The 14,624-nt window shown below is 59.4% G+C and carries 13 protein-coding genes and 2 pseudogenes; 3 read left to right on the plus strand and 12 right to left on the minus strand.

The window, feature by feature from the left end; all coding sequences use genetic code 11:
• Window positions 1-19 precede the first annotated feature (19 nt).
• Window positions 20-1,168 carry a mandelate racemase/muconate lactonizing enzyme family protein gene (locus GCT19_RS31335; RefSeq protein WP_152854062.1) on the minus strand — a complete coding sequence of 383 codons (1,149 nt, stop codon included), beginning with the start codon at window positions 1,166-1,168 and terminating at the stop codon, window positions 20-22.
• Between the two features lie 71 nt (window positions 1,169-1,239).
• On the opposite strand from GCT19_RS31335, the gene GCT19_RS31340 reads away from it, so the two are divergent.
• On the plus strand, window positions 1,240-1,974 hold the full coding sequence (locus GCT19_RS31340; RefSeq protein WP_311544419.1) for a GntR family transcriptional regulator: 735 nt from the start codon (window positions 1,240-1,242) through the stop codon (window positions 1,972-1,974).
• Between the two features lie 247 nt (window positions 1,975-2,221).
• Here the strand turns inward: GCT19_RS31340 and GCT19_RS31345 are convergent.
• Window positions 2,222-3,126: pseudogene (locus GCT19_RS31345) on the minus strand (aromatic alcohol reductase).
• A 400-nt stretch (window positions 3,127-3,526) separates the two neighbouring features.
• Here GCT19_RS31345 and GCT19_RS31350 point away from each other — a divergent pair.
• The gene (locus GCT19_RS31350) at window positions 3,527-4,837 is read left to right on the plus strand and encodes an ABC transporter substrate-binding protein (RefSeq protein ID WP_152854064.1); all 1,311 of its coding nucleotides are present in this window, start codon (window positions 3,527-3,529) and stop codon (window positions 4,835-4,837) included.
• On the opposite strand, the gene GCT19_RS31355 is transcribed toward GCT19_RS31350, so the two are convergent.
• The 6 genes from GCT19_RS31355 to GCT19_RS31380 form a co-directional block, all read right to left on the minus strand.
• The gene (locus tag GCT19_RS31355) at window positions 4,826-7,369 is read right to left on the minus strand and encodes an ATP-binding protein (RefSeq protein WP_193727469.1); all 2,544 of its coding nucleotides are present in this window, start codon (window positions 7,367-7,369) and stop codon (window positions 4,826-4,828) included. The genes GCT19_RS31350 and GCT19_RS31355 overlap by 12 nt on opposite strands.
• A gap of 231 nt (window positions 7,370-7,600) precedes the next feature.
• Window positions 7,601-7,873: a hypothetical protein gene (locus GCT19_RS31360; RefSeq protein WP_152854066.1), complete on the minus strand. Its 273-nt coding sequence runs from the start codon at window positions 7,871-7,873 to the stop codon at window positions 7,601-7,603.
• Window positions 7,870-8,247 carry a winged helix-turn-helix domain-containing protein gene (locus tag GCT19_RS31365; protein ID WP_152854067.1) on the minus strand — a complete coding sequence of 126 codons (378 nt, stop codon included), beginning with the start codon at window positions 8,245-8,247 and terminating at the stop codon, window positions 7,870-7,872. Before GCT19_RS31365 ends, GCT19_RS31360 begins: the two co-directional genes overlap by 4 nt.
• A gap of 49 nt (window positions 8,248-8,296) precedes the next feature.
• Window positions 8,297-8,887, minus strand: coding sequence for a VOC family protein (locus tag GCT19_RS31370; RefSeq protein WP_152854068.1), 591 nt, complete (start codon window positions 8,885-8,887; stop codon window positions 8,297-8,299).
• Between the two features lie 24 nt (window positions 8,888-8,911).
• Window positions 8,912-9,364 (minus strand): nuclear transport factor 2-like protein, encoded by a 453-nt coding sequence (locus tag GCT19_RS31375; protein WP_227749368.1) that lies wholly within the window; start codon window positions 9,362-9,364, stop codon window positions 8,912-8,914.
• Between the two features lie 66 nt (window positions 9,365-9,430).
• The gene (locus tag GCT19_RS31380; protein WP_152854069.1) at window positions 9,431-10,180 is read right to left on the minus strand and encodes an SDR family oxidoreductase; all 750 of its coding nucleotides are present in this window, start codon (window positions 10,178-10,180) and stop codon (window positions 9,431-9,433) included.
• Between the two features lie 214 nt (window positions 10,181-10,394).
• Here GCT19_RS31380 and GCT19_RS31385 point away from each other — a divergent pair, with 214 nt between their 5' ends.
• Window positions 10,395-11,303 carry a LysR family transcriptional regulator gene (locus tag GCT19_RS31385; protein ID WP_152854070.1) on the plus strand — a complete coding sequence of 303 codons (909 nt, stop codon included), beginning with the start codon at window positions 10,395-10,397 and terminating at the stop codon, window positions 11,301-11,303.
• A 22-nt stretch (window positions 11,304-11,325) separates the two neighbouring features.
• Here GCT19_RS31385 and GCT19_RS31390 read toward each other — a convergent pair.
• The 4 genes and pseudogenes from GCT19_RS31390 to GCT19_RS31405 all read right to left on the minus strand — a co-directional run bounded on the left by GCT19_RS31390 (window position 11,326) and on the right by GCT19_RS31405 (window position 14,412).
• Window positions 11,326-12,791: pseudogene (locus GCT19_RS31390) on the minus strand (YncE family protein).
• The gene (locus GCT19_RS31395; protein WP_152854071.1) at window positions 12,788-13,267 is read right to left on the minus strand and encodes a DUF305 domain-containing protein; all 480 of its coding nucleotides are present in this window, start codon (window positions 13,265-13,267) and stop codon (window positions 12,788-12,790) included. The pseudogene GCT19_RS31390 and the gene GCT19_RS31395 overlap by 4 nt, the downstream one beginning before the upstream one ends.
• A gap of 128 nt (window positions 13,268-13,395) precedes the next feature.
• A complete protein-coding gene (locus GCT19_RS31400; RefSeq protein WP_152854072.1) occupies window positions 13,396-13,794 on the minus strand; it encodes a nuclear transport factor 2 family protein in 399 nt (132 codons plus the stop codon).
• A gap of 129 nt (window positions 13,795-13,923) precedes the next feature.
• Complete coding sequence (locus tag GCT19_RS31405) at window positions 13,924-14,412, minus strand: DUF3331 domain-containing protein (protein ID WP_227749372.1); 489 nt, start codon at window positions 14,410-14,412, stop codon at window positions 13,924-13,926.
• Between the last annotated feature and the right edge of the window lie 212 nt (window positions 14,413-14,624).

Here is a 14,624-nt window from a genome sequence, read left to right on the forward strand (position 1 = left end):
TTTTATATGAAATCCATGCCTAGCCGGCCGTCGATACGGCCGCCGGTTTCGAGAGCGGCGGCGCGCCAAGCTCGCTCCGGTCAAGCACATCGGGTCGCCGTAGTTCGCGGCGCGCATATTCGCCGAGTTCGAGCCCGTGTCCGGGACGATCGGGTGCCATCGCAATGCCGTCGACAATGACGATCGGCTCTTCAACCAGCGCGTCGAAGTTCTGGAACGAGTATTCAAGCCATTCGACGCCGGGCAGCGCGCATGCGCAGTGCAAGCCGACTTCGAGGAAGGTATTGCCCATGCTGACCGGCACACCGAGGTCGGCCGCGAGCCAGCCCACCCGCATGACATCCGTCACCTGCCCGTGCACGTTGAGGATGTCGACAGCGTTGGCCGCCATCAATGCACGCTTGCCACTCGCATCGAGATACTCGCCCGTATTCAGCGCGGTCCACGTGGCGTTGTGCCGGATGTGCCGCAGGCCTTCGAAATCGTTGCGCAACGTCGGATCCTCGACCCAGAGCAAGGCGTGCCCGGCGTCGCGGATGCGTTCGAGTTTCACCACGGCTTCCTTGGGTGACCATGCTTCGTTCGCATCGATCATGACGAGCGCGTCGGCCCGCACGGCCTTCTTGAGCAAGTCGAGGCGATGAAGGTCGCGCTCGAAGTCCGGGTGCCCGACCTTGATCTTGAACGCGGTATAGCCGAGTGCGTCGGCACGTCCAAAAAGTTCGACGAAGTCGGTGTCGCTCAGATGAAAGTCGAGCCCGCTTGCGTACGCCTTGATCCGGTCGCGCCGCGCACCGAGCATCTGCCAGAGCGGCATGCCCGCCTGCTTCGCGGCCAGGTCCCATAGCGCGACCTGGATTGCTTCATGAAAAGGCAATGTCCACGCGCGGTGGTTGCCGCCGCGCGGGCGCGCTACACGGTGCACGAGTGCGAGCGGCCGCTCTCCTTCGAGCGTGGGCCAGACTTCAAAGCGGAAAATGCGCTCGATTTCCGCTTCGGGCGGCAACGGCACGAACAATGACTGCGCAAAGCCCAGGCCCGTGAGCCCCTTCTCACCTATCAGCTCGAGCGCCACGACGTGAGCATCGTCGGCCCGGACCTGGCTATCGCCGATCACCCGATCTCGGGCAAACTGGAAACGCGTAATACGGAAGTCAACGATACGCATGATCGAGTGCACTGATAGATCAGATGTCGCAATTGATATATCATGTTAGTCGTTATGATCGGAGATCACAAGTGGGTAGAACGAGAAAAGATGCCCTCGCCGAGCCGGCATCCGCTAAAACGGCCGTGGAAAGTTCGCCGGCCACCGAGACTGCAAGCGGCGGCGGGCGGCTCAGCGACATTGCGTACGAGCGGATTCTCGAGGGGCTGTTCGAACGCAAACTGCCTGCCGGTGCATTCGTTTCGCAGAACGAACTCGTCCAGCTTCTGGGTATACCCGTAGCGCCGCTGCGTGACGCATTGCGCGTGCTCGAAGCGGAAGGGGTACTGACAATTCACCCGCGCTCGGGCATTCAGTTCATCAAGCCGGGGCTCGAACTTACTCGGGCGACGTATCAGTTCCGCAGCATCATCGAGCGCGCGGCGATCCGCGTGTTCGCCGAGACCGCGGATGAAGAGTCGATTGGTTCACTCGAAAAGCGCCATCTCGCGCTGGTGACCGCGATCGAGAAGCAAGGTCTCAATGCGCAGTACCTCACCGAAGTCGAAGCGCTCGAAACCTCACTGCATCATGCAGTCATCACATCGCTCGGCAATCCGCTCGTCGAGAACAGTTACCGGCGCATGCACAATTACCTGAAGCTGTTGCGCCTCGAACGCAAGCTCACTGCGCCGCTCGTACTGCGCACGCTCAAGGAACACCTCGCGATTCTCGAGGCTTGCAGGGTGCGTGATCCGGATGCCGCCGAAGCCGCCGTCACGGCGCACTTCGCCGCGGCGTTGCAGCGCAATCTCGGGATGTATTGAACGAGAAGCACACGCGCTTGACAGCGTCTCGTATCTGAGACGCATCGCAGGGGTTACAGGCAAATATGCCTGTGCCGGTGAGTCGCCGCGATCCGGTATTTGCCATTGCGCGCAGGCGCGCTGGCTCAAGACCCCGTCAAATCCTCGATGATCGCCCGCGCCATCGCAGCCGTTCACCCGACAAGCGACGCCGTCCGCTTCCTAGCGGTAAGCGCACGGCCATTATGCGAGACAGTGAGCGGGACAGTTATCCGGCCAAGTCGACGGACGCGGGGCTCAGGCTCGACAGGTTACCGCGCACCCAGTCTTCGATCCCGCAGAGACGGACACCCTTCTGCACATTGAACGTCTGCGTCGGGTCCCACGCTACGTCGCGTCCTTGAGCGAACACCGCACGATATTTGCGCAACGTGTCACCAGGCGCTTCGGCAAGCCGTCGCTCCAGTTCGCGCACGGTCCATTCATTGCGGTTGACTTGAACACCTAGCACGCGGTCGAGCGTATCGGCCACTTCGCGATACGTAACGGTGTCCCCGGCGATGTACTCCACGCGATTCGAAATCCGCGGCTCCTCGAAGACTATCTCAGCCGTCATGAAGCCAATGTTCTCCGCCGTTGTCACCGTCACCGCGTTGTCATAGTTGCCCAGCGCGTTGACCGTATTTGTCGCGAGATCGACGACGCCGAACGACGGATCGAAAAAAAACTAGTGAACATGCCGGTGGAGACGATCACCCATTCGGTGCCTGTCTGCGCGCGAAGAAGGTCGCGTACGTCGAGCTGTTCGTCGAAAAGGACCTGTGCGCTACCTCTGCCGATAATGTCGTAGTCCACACCGAACCGCCACGGGAAATACCGCTTGACCTTGGCGTCCAGTGCGGCTTGTGTAATTTTCAGTTGTACACCTGGACCGACGACGAAGCCTGTGCATGAGATGACGGTATCGAACCGGCGGAACGTGGCGGCAAGTTCGGCGCACGATTGCCGCGCGAGGTCACCCTCGACGAATTCGATGCCGAGTTCGCGCAACTCGGCCAGTTCGTTCCGTTTTGTCGCATCGTCGGACGCTGTTGCCGAGGGGCGAAGTAGTACCGCGATGGATACGCCGGCCGCACGCATCGCACGTCGCGCCAGGTTGCGCAGCACGGCCAGGCCGAGTTCTCATGCGCCCAAAACCAGTATTGCATTGTCGTTCGACATGTACGCTCTCCGTTCTCAAGATAAATGACACATGGGGCTCTCTCCGGGTGGACGACGCCGAAGGCAGAACGAGTTCCAACCGGTTCGCAGTGTAGGCGTGCAAACTCGCGCCAACGTCTGTCGCGAAACTACGCCGTGTGGTAATGAGGGGGCTGGCGGCGGCGTGCCCTGTGTTACAGACGTAGCAGCGATCCATTTACCCACTCGCAACGTCACCGCGACTGGGCGGCGAAGACGACCTTATATTTTCAGCTATATTCTCTTGCGCTAACAAACGGCGGTGGCCACCGCACGACGGAGCGATCGCAGGTGTTTCGCCAGCAACTGATTTAACCTCCATCGGAGAATTTCAATGCGTTTTGAGCAGTACCGCGTTATATGGCAACAGCTTCGCGAGTGCGTAGCGATGTGGGTCGCTCTCGTCACATTGGCGGCATCTAGCGGAATCGCCTCGGCAGAAACCACCACGATTACGGTCTGGGATTTTAAATCGGCGGACCCCTCGATCGCTGCATACTTCCAGCAGACGGTCAAAGATTTTGAAGCGGTACATCCGGGCGTCATCGTCAAGCATGTCGCGCAACCCCACGACCAGTATTATTCGCTGCTGGGTGCCGCGATCGGTGCGAATCAAGGACCGGATATCGTGATGCTTCACGGAGGCACCCCGACCCGCGAGCGGGCCGGCGCGCTCGTGGCGCTGAATCCAGATCTCGGCAGGCTTCGAAACCGGCTTGTCGGATGGGAAGCGTTCTCGGCTGAGAATAATACGATCTACGCAGTTCCGCTCACGCTGCAAGGCCAGGTCGTTTACTACAACAAGGATCTTTATCGTAAGGCCGGACTCGATCCAGACAAGCCTCCGGTCAATTGGGCGGAACTCGAAGCCGACTGCACCCGGATCATCGCGAGATTGCATGTCGCATGCTTCGCGATGGGCAACAAGGATGGCTATGGCTCGATGTTCTTCTTCAATTCCATTGCGGCGAATTCATGGAGCGACGCACAGCGAGCCGCCTGGGCGGACCGAAAGCTCGCGTGGAGCGACCCTGCTGTGAGCAGCATCCTGCGTGTCTGGGTCGAGAAATCAAAAGCAGGCTGGTACACCAAAGGGGTGAACTCGACAGCGACATTCCCAGACCAATACGATCGATTCATGCGCGGAGAAGCCGCAAATATCATCGGTCTCGTCTCGGACACCGCACACTGGAAGCAATTCGAAGCGGTCCTCGGGCCCGATAAGGTCGGAAGCTATTTGCCCGTCGCGCTCCCGGGCTCAGCCGGTGCCAATGCCCCGGCTGCGAAACTCTCGCTGCCCATTGCCGGAGGCATCGGGTGGGCGATCACGCGTTGGTCTCCGCATAAAGACCTTGCACTCGCTTACGTGAAATCGATGGTCTCGAGCACACACCTCAGGACGCTGTTCGAAACAGGCGGAGCGATGGTGTCCGATGGCCAATTCTCGCGTGATGGCATCGACAGCCCGAATGGAAAGAAAATTCTTGAATGGATTTCCTGCTGTCGCGCTCCGATGCCGCAGAACTCTATCGGGTTGTCCGAAGTTGAAGTCTTGCGTCGAGATACGCAGCGTATGCTTGCCGGATCGATGTCGGTGGAGGCCGCGACGTCTGACCTCGATCAGACTCGCACATCATCCAGGTAGGTCGCTGAGCACTGCTCGAAGCTCGTCGATATACCAAAGGTTGCCCGACAGTTCGCACTCGCCAATGACGTCGGACAGGAAATCGACTGCGCCGGAGGAACGGCCAGCAGTGTGCAACGCGCGCGCGTACTCAACGGCAACCAGCGGATAGACCGCCAGATAGTGTGTCTGCTTGAGTCGTACGATGGCAGTCTCGAAGCTACGGAGCTCGCTCGAATCGAGGCGCGAGTTCATCGCGCGCGCGACCCACATAAACGCATCACAACACTGGAGCCAAATATGGAGTGCGGCTTTTTTGCACTCACGAGCAAGCTCCTCGACCGCATCCACCAGGGCAACGGAATCTCGGGTAAATATGGCGATGGATACGCTCGCTTCAAGCAGGATATAAGCTAGCGTCAATTCGTGGCCGAATGTCCTTCCATCGTCCTCGGCCTCACGCGTCATGGCAAGGGCGCCCTCTCGATCGCCCCGAAACCACAACACTCTGGCAAGCGTCGCCTTGGTGACCGCAGCCTGACCTGTTCGTATCCCGGTGATCACCCACTTCTTCGTGTCAAGTTCGTCAGAACTGAGCGCCGCTTTAAGCTCGACCGCAGCCTCGTGGTGACGTCCGAGGTAATGCAAGGCAATGCCATACAGTCGGTGACTCAGGGTTGCCTGGAAGGTGCTTCCGCGCGTTGAAGCGACCTTGTCAAACTCCTTTACGCGGTTGAGCGCCGTATAGGCGAATCCGCCGTACTGGCTCGCGTTCCAAAGACCCCACATCGCACGTAACTGGTGGCTTAACGCGTCGTGCGCCAAGGCAACAGCCAACGTTTGTTCCCACAACGTGTACACAAGAGGACTTGGACCTTCAATGTACACAAGCGCAGCTGCATACGCACACAGCAGATTCAGGTGAACCGTGGGCAACTGCTCTTCAAGCGAGGCATCGCGCAGCGCCTGCAGTGCCTTCGAAGACCAATACGTGCACTCGTCCAGGGCCGACAGTTCGAAGAAGTGCGATGCAGACTGCGATGCAAGTTCAATGCCGAATCGCACGTCACCGAGTGGGCTGAACGCCCACGTCATCGCGGAGCGCAGATTACCCCGGTCAGCCTCAAACTCGGGCCACGTTTGAATACCCGCCGCTTCGCGTACCGCTATGCGCACATCGGCGACAAGGCTCTTGAAAAACTCTGCATGAGCTCGATCGGCGGCGGCCTTTTCACCGTTGGCCTCCATGCAATCGATTGCATAGGCCCGCGCGCTGTCCAGTAGTTGATATCGTTTCGCACGCGTGCGGTCCATCGAGATCAGCGATTTAGACACTAAGCTTGCGAGTGCCTCAGTCGTCTCTTGCGATGTCAGGCCAAAGCCGGTTGCGAGCGACCACGCGCCTTCCAGAGAAAATCCGTCGACGAACACTCCGACGAGCCGGAACACTAACTGCTCCTTCGCAGAGAGCAATCGGTAGCTCCAGTCAAAGACAGCCCTGAGCGTCTGATGCCTCGGCAACGCGTCGCGTGAACCGCCGGTCAGGATGGCAAACCTTCGGTTGAGGTTTGCCTTTATCGCTTCCAGCCCGAGGCTGGCTGTACGAGACGCGGCAAGTTCGATCGCGAGGGGAATTCCGTCCAGCCGTCGGCAAATATCGGCGACCATCGAAAGCGTGGCCTCGTCGTTTACCAAAGGCATCGAGAATCGCCGCGAGCGGTAAGTAAACAAGCTCACCGAGTCGGCGGTCTCGAGTTGCTCGAGCGTGGCGCCCTCCGGCGGACACGCCAAAGTCGGCACCCAGTAGAGGGCCTCGCCGCTAATGGCAAGTGGCTCACGACTTGTCGCAACGACGCGGATATCGGAATTGGCTGCGGTCAAATCAACGGCGATCGCGGCCGCTACGTCGATGAGATGCTCGCAGTTGTCCAGGACCAGCAGGCAGCGCGTCCCCTTCAGCGCGCCGACCAGTTGATCAACCGAAACCGCGGTGCCGCGAGCGGTGCCGGAAAACGCAGAAAGCAGTGCTTCCCTCGCCTGTCTCTCGGTCGAAATGGATGACAGCGAGATGAAGCGGACGACCTCGAAACGATCGCCAAGGCCTCGACAAAGTTCGACAGCGAGACTGGTCTTCCCTATTCCGCCCGCGCCTACTAGCGTCACGACTTGTCGTGAGGCCATCAGATCGACAACGTGCGTAATCGCCGTCTCTCGCCCAAACAGCGTGTCGACGTACGGCAATTCCTGGTGCGTGGCGCGTCGGGTTCTTCCAGGAGCGTGGATGGGTCGAGCGAGCAGGATATAGCCCCGTCCGGGGATCGTCTGTATCAGCGATCGCTCCGTTCCGAGCGCGCGACGCAACGACATCACGTGAACTTGCAGCGTATTCTCTTCAACATCGCGATCTCGCCAGACCTGTTTGGCAAGATCCTGCTTGGTCACCAATGACCCTCGGTGTTCGATCAATACAGCGAGAATCGCATAGGCGCGGCGGCCCAACGACACGCGCTCATTGTCGCGTGTGACCGTTCTTTGTTCGAGGTTGACTTCCAATGGACCGACTTGCTCCACGGGCGATCGCCGTTCCGACGGGCGATGCGATGCGTCAGTATCACTACCTGGAACTACGTTCAATCGTCAATGCTCCCACGTCCACGATAACGCCGAGGTGAGGATCTCGCGCGGGAACTTCCCAACGTGCCGGACGATGTCCTCGACTTGGGGAATTATATCGTCATCAGTGCGGCTTGACGGGCTAAGCGCGGAGCGTTTGCCAGGAACCTGTCAAAGGCCGTTGTCTAGCGAAATGATGAAACGCCTCACTGTGTTCAATATTCGATAGCGCGTGTCGGTGCCTTCATATGACCGGAAAATAAAGGCGCTGTCGACGAGCCCGCTGATCGCATCGAGGGCCTTTTCAGGTAATGGCGTCGTCATGCGCGCAAGCTCGTTGAGCTGGTCAAGTGACGCGGATTCAGAATCTCTGGCGAAATGCGTCAGTATGGTTTTCTGTTCGGTCGAAAACTGACGCCATGTCCATGCGAGCGCCTGAGTCATGGACTGATGCCGGTGCGAATGCCCATGAGATTTGACTCGCGACTGCGTTTGCCGGGCCTGTGCGTCGTCGCGTTCTCCAGGTCGGGTGCGACACTCAAAGCAAGCCGGTAGCCTCGACCGAAGGACGTCTGAATCAAGTGCTTGTGTTGCCCTAACATTCGACGAAGCGCGTAAATGTGAACTTGAATATTGTTCTCTTCGACGATCGTCGTCGGCCACACTTTCGTAAGGATCGTCTTGGTCGACACCAACGCACCGTTGGCGTCGATCAGAAGTTCGAGCAAGTCGTAGGCGCGATCGCTGAGTTTTACCGGTACGCCTGAACGCAAAACGACACGCGACGCACGTACGACTTCAAGATCACCAATTTTCATCAGAGTAGCGACAGCCTTTCAGCTCGACCTGTCGCCGGCAGAGGGAAATTCACTCGTTCGGATGCTTGGGGTCCCAGAGCTTGATGCTCTTCGACTTCTCATACGCTTTACCCTTCGGGTAACCGACGAGTTCCATTTCATAGCCCCAAGGCGAGCGGAAATGCACCCATGTCTCGCCTGCAGTGTCACCGCTCTCCATCTTCATGGGTTCGCCAAAGACCGTAATGCCTCGAGATTTGAGGTAGGCCGCACCGGCTTGCACGTCGTCAGTGTAAAAGGCGATGTGAGATGCAGCCAGATCTTCGTTGTTCGGGATCAGTGTGCTTCCGGTCGAGTTCTTGTATTCGAACAACTCGATGTTTGAACCCGTCCCGCAACGCAACATGGCGATCGAAACGCTATCGGCTCGCGCGGCGACTTGGTGGGTGCGATCCTCGGACAACGAGCTAGTCAGCTTGAACGGTCCAATGAGCGTGACAGGCTTGCATCCGAATGTCGTTGAGAGGAATGCCGCTGCCTCTGCGAGATTGGGGACATTGATGCCGACGTGGTCAACGCCGGCGGTCTTGATCGCCGGGGTTTGAGCCGACGCGGTCGCACTCAATACGAGTGCCGAGAGCAGTGCAGCGATGAATTTCATGATGATTCGGTCAGGTGTGGAGAGTTAGTTTTTGTTGAGGAATACGCGCAGGCTGGCGAGCTTGCCGTCATGAATGGAGAAAATGTCTTCGCCCCGAACGAGATTCGGATTGTCTTTAGGACCGTAGCCCCAGGTCACGCGACCGAGTCCGTGATTCCATGAGACAGGGTCCGGTGTGAACGCAAACCCCGCGTGTTCGGTTTGAACACGCTCGATGAGTCGGTTGACGTTCGCATAGCCCGAAGCGATCTCGGCGTAGTCGGACACAAAGATGTCGGGCGTGTAGACAGTCGGAAATTTGTCCACACGCATCGCCTTATCGCGCTCGTTCCAGATCTCGAAGTGGCGGTCGATCAAATGCTGAGCGACAACGATGTCTTTAGCGTCGTTGTTCATGGGGCGTACGTCCTGTGAATGAACCGTGGGCGCAGTCAGCGATGCGATCAGCCATGCGCCCACAAAGGCAAGTTTTTTCATGGAGCTGCGGTCGAAAGGGGTCGATAACGGCCTCGATATCGCATCGGAGGCCGTCGTCCGTGTTGATCAAACTTGTGCCATGCCGCCGTCGACGAACAGCTCGATGCCGTTGATGAAACTCGACGCGTCGGAGGCAAGGAAGGCAACGGCCTTGCCGACTTCTTCGGGCTCCCCGATGCGGCCTGCAGGTACTTGCGAGGCGAGTGCGTCGAACAGTCCTTGACGAGCCTCTTCAGGCACCAGGCCACCCAGACCCGGCGTGCGGATCGGGCCGGGGCTGACGACGTTGACGCGGATGCCGCGATCCTTGAGGTCCAGTGTCCACGACCGTGCGAAGTTGCGAACCGCTGCCTTGCTTGCGCTGTACACGCTGAAGTTCGGCGTTCCCTTAACCGATGTCGTCGACGAGGTCAGGATGATCGATGCGCCGTCGACAAGCAGCGGAAGTGCCTTCTGAACAGTGAACAGGACGCCGCGCACGTTGGTGCCGAAGATGCGATCGAAATGCTCCTCGGTAATCGCACCCAGCGGAAGCATGTCACCGCCACCGGCGTTGGCGAACAAGATATCGAGCTTGCCGGCTTCCTTGGCGATCTGCGCATAGACCGCGTCGAGGTCGGCCATCACCGATGCGTCGGCGCGGATACCCGTCGCCGCAGTCCCGATCGCAGCAACGGCTGCATCCAGTTCACCTTGTCGACGACCCGTGATGAAGACGCGTGCGCCCTGTGCGGCGAGTTCCTGCGCAGCGCCGAGGCCGATGCCTGTCGTGCCGCCGGTAACGAGGGCGATCTTTCCGTTCAGTGGCTTGCTCATGAAATGCTCCGTTTCGTAAATTGAGGGTTGGTTTTCTGCCCGACATCGCTTGGTCGATGTGGGTGTCGTCCAGCTCGACACTCCGCTCGCCGCCGCGTTTCGCTTCAGGCATGGCGTCAATGTAGCGGGCGGACATTCTTCGATAAATGGACAATAATGAAAATACTATGCACAATCGTGCACAATCAGAAGCATCGCCAGGGAGTCACTTCGAATGGATCAGTTATTGGCGATGCGTGCCTTTGCGCGTGTCGTCGAGGCGGGTAGCTTTACGCGTGCGGCAGACTCGCTCGATCTGCCAAACGCGACCATGAGCAAGCTGGTCCGGGAGCTCGAGGCACATCTGGGCGTGCGGCTGCTACAGAGGACGACGCGACGTGTCACCGTGACGCCCGAGGGACAGGACTATTACGCGAAGGCGACGCGCGTCCTTCGTGACCTGGAAGACATGGATTCGTCGTTCAGCTCGGCGAAATCACACCCGCGCGGTCATTTGCGCATCGACGTCGGCGGATCGACCGCGCGGGACGTGCTGATTCCATTGCTTCCCGACTTTATGGCGCGCTATCCCGACATCCGGATCGATCTCGGTGTGTCGGATCGATCGGTCGACCTCATTGAAGACAATGTCGACTGTGTGATTCGTGGCGGTCCGCTCGATAACTCATCGTTGATCGCGCGACATATCGGCGACGCGGCGATGGTCACCTGCGCGACGCCCGAATACCTGAAGCTCTATGGCGTGCCTGCCTATCCAGACGAATTGAAGAACGGACACCGCTTGATTGCTTACGTCTCGGCGCAGAACGGCCGGGCACTTCCATTCCGCTTCGCGCGGAACAACGAGAAAAGTGAGATCAAGGTTGACCATCGGATTGGCATCAACGAAAGCAACGCGCACCTTGCCGCTGCTGTTGCAGGCATGGGCATCATTCAGACTTTTTCGTATTCAGCCAGAGCCGCGCTCGACGAAGGCACACTCGTGGAAATCCTGCGCAAGTGGCGCCCCCCACCGTACCCGTTTCATATCGTGTATCCGCAGAATCGACACGTGACGCATCGACTCCGCGTGTTCATCGATTGGTTGCTGGAATGCTTTCCCGCACGTGTGAAGGGCAATTAGGGGGGCGGTCCGTATTGCCCGACTACATCCGCTGCAACTGGACAGGAGAGCCGGGCTTGCCGTCGGTGACAGGCGCGATGACCAGATAGCGACGGTGCTCCGGCGCGCTCGTGCCTTGCGCCACGAGTTCGCGGATTTGCCCAATGGCATTGACGACTGCAGCGCCCGCGGGGTTGGTCATGAAGTTCGAAAGAGGTTCTAGGGGACCGGATGCGTCTGCCTTGTCGGCCAGCGCCAAGACATAGGGGCGCTTCGGCTCGAGCCCTGACACGGCAGCCTGGAGAACTTGCAGCCGGCCTTGATCAAACAGTGAAACGCTCGTCGGGGGCGTGCCCGCTTGTGCCGCGCCGATGGCCGAGAGATAGACGTTGGCCACCTGCCCCGCTACCCCAACGACTGAAGGTTTTGCGTGCCGTCTCCTTCGGGAACCGCATTTGGAACATAGACGACGGCTTGAGGTGCCTGCCCGATTGGAATGGTCGCGACAACCGTATTGGTGCGAGTATCGATGGCAGCCAGCGCGTCGGCGTTCTCAAGCCCGACGTAGACTCGCGTACCGTCTCCTGACGGCCAGACTCCGTGCGGAAGATTGCCAACGGAGATGTCAGCAACTTGCTCGAAGTCATCGGTGCGGAAAACCTTGACGCGATTCAGGGCCCCGACAGTGACGTACGCGAACATGCCATGCTCGTTGTGGACGATGTTGACGTGGTTCGTGATCGGTCCCGTTTCCAGCGTCTTCAGCAACGCGAAGGGCGGCTGTGCGCTAAATGCCTGCGTCCTGCCACTATCCTTGAGCGTGATCCAGACCTGCTTGTTGTCCGGGGATACCGCGATGTTGGGGCAGAAAGGACTCGACTGTTGAAGACGACCCACGGTCTGATGTGATTTGACCTCGACCACATCGATTTCGGGGTTAAACGAGGAACACACAAAGCCATATTTTCCGTCGGGGGAAAAGGTTTGCATCCCCGGTCCGGCGGGCGTTGTGATCCGCGCTTTTTCCTCGTACGTGTGCGCGTCAATCACAGACACGTAGTTCTCACCTCGAACGGTCACCCAGACTTCTTCTCCGTTGGGCGTAAAGAACGCTTCGTGCGGTGATCGCCCCACGTAGGTCACGTGCTTGACCGTATTGGTTTCGGTGTCGATAAAGCTGACCGAATTCGAGCCGATCGATACCACCGCGAGCGTGCGGTGATCTGGCGAAAAGCCCATCCCGTGCACCAGAACCTGTCCGCGATACAGCGGGCTGAAATTCGTCGGTGCCGGCTCGCCCAATCGGATCACGCCCAGTAGCTTATTGTCTGTCGGATCGGTCACCGACACGGTGTTCGAGAACTGTTCGGCCGCATAGACGCGATCGTGGTGGCTGACCGGAATGTCCGGGTCAGACAGGGAGCCGGGAGCCTGGCCGGCGTAGCAAACGTGCGCCGATGCGAGCAGCGCGGCGCAGATTATCGACGGGAGCGTGAGAAGCGATTTCATTGCGTGTCCTTCGACATGTTCATATTCGTGTGGTCATGGGCCCGAGTCGTCCGAGTGGTAGAGGACGGCCCTGGCATCAGTTGATCAGGCGCAGGCTCCGGAGCGGGCAAGGGCTGGCCCAGAGCGAGCCGCATGGCGACGATCTCCTGTTGTTGCTCGACGATGATTTCCTGAGCGATGCGGCGAAGCCGCTCATCGTGCCCATGGCGCAATTCGGCTTGTGCCATGTCAATCGCGCCTTGATGGTGAGGCACCATCATTGCGACGAAGTCCTGATCGACGTCACCCGTCGGGTGAACGGTCATGCCATTCATCATAGCCGTCATAGCCCGATCGTTTTCAGACAGAAAGGGGGCTTCTTGTTCGCTTGAAGCGACAGCTCCGGCAGCCTGCACGGAAGGACTTGAGATGCATACAACAAGAACGAAACCGAGCGCAAGGGTCACTCGGTGGAACCGGGGACATACTGAGTACATCGAGTCGCCTGTGTGGGTGCAGTCGCGGGAGGCAGCTCGCAGCGCGGCCGAAGCGTGAGTTCGAGCGCGCAAGCGGGCGATTGCGGGATGGCGGGATTGACACGGGCGCAAGCAGGCCCGTGCGATGGTCAGACATCTTTGCTGAACGCACGTTGCGCAGCGACGGTGTCGAGCGACTCGCGCAGCAGTTTGATTTTTCCGTTTTCGGCGACGAGGCGTCCGGCGTACATCTGCCGATACATCTTGCCAGTGGTCACGACGCGCGCCTCCACCTCATACTCGCCAAACGCCTGGTCCGGCGTATCGATCAGGATGTTCGCGTTCTTGAAGGCGAAGTCAGGCACCGCCGCGAGTAGCGACGCGATGAATGTTTCGATGGCAGCTGGACCCTGTGCACCGGTTTTAGGGTTGATGCTCGCGAGATACGGAAGCTCGAGCACGCCATCGTCGGCGAAGAGCGCGGCGGCCGCTTTGGGGTCGCGGATGGAGTCAAGATAGGCGGTGAGAAGCTCTGACGCTGATTTCATTGGAACCTCGGTAGGTGGTGAGAAGAAAAAACGTGCGATGACAGCAGGCAGGCGTGATGGCTTCGACTCGCGTTCGATCGTCCCGATCGGCCGGTGAGGGATCTGTGCCTATCCGGCGTCCGTTCGACCTCAGATTCGAGGCCGGCACGAACGCCGCTTCGGACGTTGGTGAATGAGGTCATCGCCATGACTGACGGCGCCGGCCAGCGCGCTCGCCAGAATCATGGCCTGGGCATTGAGCGGAGGAGGCGTGATCGGGATGGGCCGATAGATGGCCTCTCCGACGCCCACTGACTCGCCAGTCAGCGCGCACTCCCCTTGACGTCGGGCGACGCCCAGGCGCCAGATCTGATCGTTGTAGTGGCACATCGTCGCATCGCGCCACGAAATCGCCACGGTGTGATCGCTCAGGCGATCGAGCACATTGACGATGCGTGCCGCGCGTGTTCCGTCGTCAATCCGGGCCCCGCACACGCCCCCCGGTGCGCGGAAATCGACACGAATGCGGCGTTCGGCGCGGGTCGCCGAAAGGAGTGTCGTCGCGGCAGTCACGGATTTCGGCAGCAACAGATTGCGGACAATGCCCAGCCAAGGATCGTTGCCTCTGGTATCGCGCATCACGCGGATTCCTGGTCGTGTCTTGCAGGTCAGATTGAATTGCGCCTGGCGCCGCGTTCGGGACGTCGCAATGAGCAGAACGCGAGCCGGCTTCGAAAATGGTCATCTGCATTGACGACGAGGCGGTCGCCGCCTCGTCCATCACTGCAGTCTCCAGATGCAAGAGTCTCGCGCCCATATATTGGGTCGTTATCGTCGGCGGAACCTGACGA

The sequence above is a fragment of the Paraburkholderia atlantica genome (assembly GCF_009362785.1).
Taxonomy (GTDB): domain Bacteria; phylum Pseudomonadota; class Gammaproteobacteria; order Burkholderiales; family Burkholderiaceae; genus Paraburkholderia; species Paraburkholderia atlantica.

Bases quoted from the DNA above. Each gene is read 5' to 3' on its own strand.
- GCT19_RS31335 (WP_152854062.1), bottom strand. From the start codon at position 1,168: ATGCGTATCGTTGACTTCCGTATTACGCGTTTCCAGTTTGCCCGAGAT.
- GCT19_RS31350 (WP_152854064.1), top strand. From the start codon at position 3,527: ATGCGTTTTGAGCAGTACCGCGTTATATGGCAACAGCTTCGCGAGTGC.
- GCT19_RS31360 (WP_152854066.1), bottom strand. From the start codon at position 7,873: ATGACTCAGGCGCTCGCATGGACATGGCGTCAGTTTTCGACCGAACAG.
- GCT19_RS31365 (WP_152854067.1), bottom strand. From the start codon at position 8,247: ATGAAAATTGGTGATCTTGAAGTCGTACGTGCGTCGCGTGTCGTTTTG.
- GCT19_RS31370 (WP_152854068.1), bottom strand. From the start codon at position 8,887: ATGAAATTCATCGCTGCACTGCTCTCGGCACTCGTATTGAGTGCGACC.
- GCT19_RS31375 (WP_227749368.1), bottom strand. From the start codon at position 9,364: ATGAAAAAACTTGCCTTTGTGGGCGCATGGCTGATCGCATCGCTGACT.
- GCT19_RS31380 (WP_152854069.1), bottom strand. From the start codon at position 10,180: ATGAGCAAGCCACTGAACGGAAAGATCGCCCTCGTTACCGGCGGCACG.
- GCT19_RS31385 (WP_152854070.1), top strand. From the start codon at position 10,395: ATGGATCAGTTATTGGCGATGCGTGCCTTTGCGCGTGTCGTCGAGGCG.
- GCT19_RS31395 (WP_152854071.1), bottom strand. From the start codon at position 13,267: ATGTACTCAGTATGTCCCCGGTTCCACCGAGTGACCCTTGCGCTCGGT.
- GCT19_RS31400 (WP_152854072.1), bottom strand. From the start codon at position 13,794: ATGAAATCAGCGTCAGAGCTTCTCACCGCCTATCTTGACTCCATCCGC.
- GCT19_RS31405 (WP_227749372.1), bottom strand. From the start codon at position 14,412: ATGCGCGATACCAGAGGCAACGATCCTTGGCTGGGCATTGTCCGCAAT.